The organism is Streptomyces sp. NPDC043854 (assembly GCF_056436005.1).
On record NZ_JBWKDK010000112.1, the window covers coordinates 1 to 5,721 of the forward strand.

The 5,721-nt window shown below is 66.9% G+C and carries 5 protein-coding genes and 1 pseudogene; 4 read left to right on the forward strand and 2 right to left on the reverse strand.

From position 1 onward, the window contains the following. Positions 1 to 99: 99 nt before the first annotated feature. Positions 100 to 444, reverse strand: coding sequence for a hypothetical protein (locus AC068A_RS37025; protein ID WP_478590694.1), 345 nt, complete (start codon positions 442 to 444; stop codon positions 100 to 102). 502 nt (positions 445 to 946) lie between these two features. On the opposite strand from AC068A_RS37025, the gene AC068A_RS37030 reads away from it, so the two are divergent. The 4 genes from AC068A_RS37030 to AC068A_RS37045 all read left to right on the forward strand — a co-directional run bounded on the left by AC068A_RS37030 (position 947) and on the right by AC068A_RS37045 (position 5,048). Further along, the gene (locus tag AC068A_RS37030; RefSeq protein WP_478590695.1) at positions 947 to 1,411 is read left to right on the forward strand and encodes a hypothetical protein; all 465 of its coding nucleotides are present in this window, start codon (positions 947 to 949) and stop codon (positions 1,409 to 1,411) included. A 29-nt stretch (positions 1,412 to 1,440) separates the two neighbouring features. After that, positions 1,441 to 4,170, forward strand: coding sequence for a tetratricopeptide repeat protein (locus tag AC068A_RS37035; RefSeq protein ID WP_478590696.1), 2,730 nt, complete (start codon positions 1,441 to 1,443; stop codon positions 4,168 to 4,170). A gap of 122 nt (positions 4,171 to 4,292) precedes the next feature. Next, the gene (locus AC068A_RS37040; RefSeq protein ID WP_478590697.1) at positions 4,293 to 4,460 is read left to right on the forward strand and encodes a Ku protein; all 168 of its coding nucleotides are present in this window, start codon (positions 4,293 to 4,295) and stop codon (positions 4,458 to 4,460) included. Between the two features lie 96 nt (positions 4,461 to 4,556). After that, positions 4,557 to 5,048 (forward strand): hypothetical protein, encoded by a 492-nt coding sequence (locus AC068A_RS37045; protein ID WP_478590698.1) that lies wholly within the window; start codon positions 4,557 to 4,559, stop codon positions 5,046 to 5,048. Positions 5,049 to 5,111: 63 nt separating this feature from the next. Here the strand turns inward: AC068A_RS37045 and AC068A_RS37050 are convergent. Next, positions 5,112 to 5,721 (reverse strand): annotated as a pseudogene (locus tag AC068A_RS37050) (hypothetical protein); the annotation flags it as partial.

Below are 5,721 nucleotides of genomic sequence, written 5' to 3' on the forward strand. Positions count from 1 at the left end.
GCCCCCCCCCCCCCCCCCCCCCCCCCCCCTCCCCCCCCCCCCCCCCCCCCCCCCCCCCCCCCAGCAGCCAGTCGGTGTCCCGGCCTGCGGGCGGCATGCCTACTCCTCCTCGCTGTCAGGGGTGTCGGTGATGTGCTTGAGGGCCATGCGGGCTGCGACCCGCTTCTCTGCCGCCACGGTGCCCCAGAAGGGGTGGGTGCTGATGGCGGTGGTCAGGCGGAGCAGGCGCCGGTCCAGCTGGGCCCGGGCCTGCTTCTGCTCGGGGGTGTAGCCGGGGCTGGCGGGGACGTCGCCGCCGTGGGAGTAGCGGTGCTCGGAGGCCTTCCACCCCTCCATGGGCTCGACGGACCAAGGCAGCTCGGAGCACAGCCAGCGGTGCGCGGCCTGCACACGGTGGAGCTGAAGCTGCATCGCGCGCAGCCGGGCGGGGAACTCGTACGTCACCCTCGTATCGTATAGCCGTTCGAATTCGGTATTCCGCTTACGCCGCGCCGGGGCGCTTCCATGTCATCGACCGGTCCGCGCCTGGGACGGGTGATCAGCCGATGGTGGGGAAGGCGCCGATCAGTACGCCATCCCAGGTCAAGGGGTGATCCACGATGGCCAGACCGGTATGGACCGGGGTGATCAGCTTCGGACTGTCATGTTGGCTGAACTAAGCACCAGACACCGCGGGCGCGGCGGACCAGCATCGTGCCCTGGAGTAGCCGGCCCAGGAGGATGCTACTGGCTGCCATTGTCCTCAGCGCCAAGGTGGTTCGGGCCCGGGAGGCCTGGGGAGGTATGCGATGGGGGATGGCCGGCTGGCGGTGCCTGTCGGAGGGTTTGTGTGAATCCTGCGCACGAACCCCGAGTCGAGATGTGCGATTGGGGACGCAACCCTCCCACACGCCCATGCGTCACTCCAAGCAAGTATCCACATACGTAAAGCGAGGATGGGTGGGGGATGGATCCGATATCAGTAGGTCTGCTTGCGGCGCTGGCCGGCGGAGCCGGTGGTGAGCTTGGCCGTCAGGTTTGGGGGAAGCTGAGTGCTCTGGTGCGGCTCCCATTCGGCAGGGCAGCCGGCGGCCCGGCAGCGGCAGTGAGCTCCGGGGAAGCGGAACTGACGAGTCTTTCCGAAGACTACGGCGACCAGGGCCGGGCTCAGACCCTGAGCACCACGCTGGCGGTTCGGGCCGCCGTGGACCCGGACTTCGGTGCTGCCCTGGAGGCTTGGCGGAAGGAGGCCGCCACGGTGCGGGGCGGGGACGGAGCGGTGTTGAACTCCATCAACGGCGGGACGCACAGCGGTCAGATCCTGCAGGGCCAGAACTTCTCCGGAATCACCTTCACCAACAGGTCCCCGACCTCGCCCGCCTCTTCGTCCCCGGATGCTCCAGAAGGCGACACCATCCAGCCCACGCGGTGAGCGGCGCGGGCGAGGTCCGTGACGGTGGCGTGACCGTCAACACGATCAACGGTGGGATCTTCTTCCACGCGGTCATCCAGGGCCAGAACGTCTCTGTGCAGCTGCCGCCGGTCATCGCCCCGGCGATGGCTGGGCTTCCTCCCCGGGCCCCGGCTTTCACCGGCCGGGACCGGCACGTTGAGCAACTGCTCGCGGACCTCGCCCCCGCCCCCGCCGTCACCAACGGCGGGGGCGGGGCGTGGCAGCGTGCGGTGCTGGTGAGTGCGGTGTCAGGGTTGGCCGGCATTGGCAAGACCGAACTCGCCGTCCAGACCGCAGCCCTCGCCCTGAAACGCCCCGGCTGGTTTCCCGGCGGGGTGCTCTTCACCGACCTCGCCGGCTACAACCCCGAACGCCGTCTCGCGCCCGAACGCGCCCTGGAAGGCCTGCTGCGCGCCTTGGCCGTGCCCGGTGAGCACATTCCCAGCGGTCTGGAGGACCGGCAACGGCTCTACCGCAGCGTTCTGGCCGCCTATGCCGCCGAGGGCCGACGTATCCTCGTGGTCCTCGACAACGCCTCCACCACCGGTCAGGCCGCCCCGCTGCTGCCCACCGACGGAATCACCGCCACTCTGGTCACCTCCCGCCATACACTCGATGGCCTCGACGCCCGCCTCCACGACCTCGACACTCTGGACGAGGCCGCCGCCGTCGATCTGCTCGACCAAGCCGTACGCCACTCGCGCGGCAGCCGCGACACCCGCATCCGCGATGACCCCCAAGCCGCGGCCGAGATCGCCCGACTCTGTGCCGGCCTGCCTCTCGCTCTGCGCATCGCCGCCGCCATTCTGGCCGCCGCACCCACCCGACCCGCCATGTCCCTGGCTACCGCGCTGCGAGCCGAACACGGCCGGTTGGACACGCTGGCACGCCCCGACCGCGCCGTCCGCGCGGCTTTCGACCTGTCCTATCAACTCCTGCCTGACGACCAAGCCCGGTTGTTTCGCCTGCTGCCCCTCAACTCCGGACCCGACCTGTCCACCGAGGCCGCTGCCCACCTCGCCGACAACAGCCCCGGCCAGGTCGAAGAACTCCTGCAGTACCTCGCAGACGCACACCTGATCGAACCCGGCCCGGTCTGGGGCCGCTGGCGTATGCACGATCTGGTCCGCCTCTACGCCGACCAACACGGCAACACCCAGGCCACCCGCGACCAACGTGGCAGGGCCCGTACCCGCCTGTTTACCCACTACCAGGAGACCGTTGAAGCCGCCAATACCCACTTGGAACGCACTGGCCGTTGTTCCAACCGTTTCTCCGACCGCATCGCGGCCCTTGTATGGCTGGATGCCGAACGTGCGAACCTGATCGCTACCGCCACGATCGCACCAAGCCTAGACCAGGCCACCTGCATCCATCTCACACTCAGCACCGCCCCTTACCTTGAATACCGCCGGTACTTCGACGACTGGATCACACTTACCGGAACCGCCTTGGCCGCCTGCCGGGAACTCGGCGATCGTGACAACGAAGGGGGGACGCTGAACAGCCTCGGCATCGCGTTGTGGAACGTACGACGGTTCGAGGAAGCCATCGCCGCCCACACCCAGAGCCTGGCGATCTGGCGGGAGCTCGGCGACCGCCACGGCGAAGGCCTGTCGCTGGACAACCTCGCTCTGGTGCTGGGTGCCGTGGGTCGGTTCGAGGAAGCCTTCGACGCCTGCACCCAGGCGGTCACCATCTTCCGCGAGCTCGGCGACCGCCACAGCGAAGGCCGAGCACTGGACAACCTGGGCACCATGCTGAAGGAGGTGCGGCGGTTCGAGGAATCCTTCGACGCCCGCAGCCAGGCGGTCACCATCTTCCGCGAGCTCGGCGACCGCCACAGCGAAGGCCGAGCACTGGACAACCTCGGCAGCCTCCTGCAGGGGATGAGGCGGTTCGAGGAAGCCATAGAAGTCCACACCCAGGCGGTCACCATCCTCCATGAACTCGGCGACCGCCGCCGCGAAGCCTGGGCCCTGGACAACCGCGCACTCGCTCTGCAGGTCATGGGGCGGTTTGAGGAAGCCATCGACGCTCACACCCAGGCGGCCATAGTCTTCCGTGAACTCGGCGACCGCCACCGTGAAGGCCTAGCCCTGGACAACCTCGGTACCGCACTCTGCGACGTGGGGCGGTTCGAGGAATCCTTCGACGCCCATACCACGGCGTTGGCCGTCTTCCGTGAATTTGGCGACCGCCCCCGTGAAGGCCAGGCGATGGGCAACCTCGGTACCGCGCTCGGCAAGGTGGGGCGGTTCGAGGAATCCTTCGACGCCCATACCCATGCGTTGACTATCCTCTGCGAGCTCGGCGACCGCCACGGCGAAGGCCTGGCCCTGGACAGCCTCGGCACCGCGTTGGGCTACTTGGGGCGGTTCGAGGAAGCCATGAGCGCCTTCACTCAGGCGGTCACCATCTTCCGCGAGCTCCGCGACCGGCACAGCGAAGGCCTGGCGCTGGGCAACCTCGGCCTCGTGCTCGGCGAGCTGGGGCGGCTAGAGGAAGCCTTCGCAGCGCTCAGCCAAACAGTCACCATCTTTCACGAGCTCGGCGACCGCCACGGTGAAGGCCAAGCGCTGGGCAATCTTGGTGTCGCATTGGTGGAGGTGGGGCGGTTCGAGGAAGCCATGAGCACCCTCACTCAGGCGGTCACCATCTTCCGCGAGCTCGGCGACCGCGATAGTGAACGTCAAGCGCTGTCCTATTGGACCATCGCACGTGACGGCGCCGGCTGAGCGGTGGACGACGGCCATCGAGGCACAAGGACTACACCGCTCATCTCTGAGGCAGACTCGGCCTCGCCCGCAGCGTACGGAGACGCGGGAGCGTCGGTTGGGTCTCGCGTAGTTCAGAGAACGTGTCACTGCCCATCGCCCTGTACACCGCGACCGACAGCCACACGATCCGCTTTCACCAGCTCCAGCGCGGCACCGCCGACTGGATCCGCAACCGCCGCGTCAACGAGCGCACCGGGAAGGAAGTCGACTTCTCTGAACCAGCGAGCCGGGGCCAAGGCGGCACGTGATCGTTTCGCTCTGGACGATGACCGACAAACGGTGGTCCACGAATCAGCACCGGGTGTCTCTACCTCTCGGTCTGGAATTGACCCAGAATGCTGCCCATGGAAGCAGCAGAGCGTGACAAGGCAGACGCACCCACCTTCCTGTCATCGGCAGCCGAGGTGGCCCGGTTGCTGCACCTCGACATCGCGGTCGGCGTGCCGGAAGGCCAACGAGCGCGGCACCTGGCCTACGCAGTTCGCAAGCCGCTGCTCGAACGCGCCAAACTGCCCGAGGAGTTCTTTTCACCGTTGATGACTGCAGCCGTCTACGATCCTGACCCCAGCTTCTGCCGGTGGTTCGTCGAGCCGGCGGTCTACGCATTTGGACGTCGTCGGGTCATGACTGCGCTGCTGAACTACGCACGAACAGGTACGGACGCCGAGCAGGCGGGCGCCAAGCGGGCCTGGTACTGCGCCCACGTGCCGTTGCGCGCGGACCGCTCTCCAGCCTACGCACCTGGTGGAAGTCGCGATTCGGCCCTGGACGAGTCCCAAGATGTGGTGGACGAGTGGCTGGAGTACGCAGCCTCACTGAACCGCAACGAGGCCTGACCCACCGCCTCGGCAGCAACGACTGCCGAGGCCGCTCGTTGTTGATTCCTCCCAGCGTCGATGTCACTCGACATTGCGGCCTGCAATATTCTCGACCACAGTAGGGATTCCGAGGAAAACCGCCGATTCCTTATGATGCTGTCGCGCGTCAAGTTGCGCAATCTTTTCCTCTGCCGCCGTCAGGCTGACGCGGAGACCTTCGACCTCACCGAGCCAGCCTTCTCGTTCGGCTTCCTCAATCCGGTCGTTCAAGTTCTTCCGGATTTCCTCCAGTCGAGGGCGTTCAGCGGGGCTTACGATGAGAACGGGGCAGCGGACGCAAGCATGTTCGTGAATGCAGTCCGTTCCGTAGGCTCGCCCGCATTCCCCAAGTGCCAGCTTCCTTCGCTCGAAATGGGAAAGGAAGTCATCCCACTCTTCGGGTGTGACTGCCCGGTATTCCTCCGAAGGCCTGGTTTGGCGTCGTCGAGCGATGAAGGCGCGGTGAGCCTCGATGGCGTCAGCCGGGTAGACCGCAGCGTAGCCCATCGTGGAGTTGATGCTGTCGTGACCGGCAATGACTTGGGCGATGTGCGGGGGTAAGGGCTGTCCCGTAACTGCTATGGGAGGGCTGGTGCCATGCCCTACGGCTGAACGCACCGCGCCAGCTGGCCGTACTTCATGCCGCTGGAGT

Excerpts from the sequence above, each read along its gene's own strand:
- AC068A_RS37030 (WP_478590695.1), top strand. The coding sequence starts at position 947 with ATGGATCCGATATCAGTAGGTCTGCTTGCGGCGCTGGCCGGCGGAGCC.
- AC068A_RS37045 (WP_478590698.1), top strand. The coding sequence starts at position 4,557 with ATGGAAGCAGCAGAGCGTGACAAGGCAGACGCACCCACCTTCCTGTCA.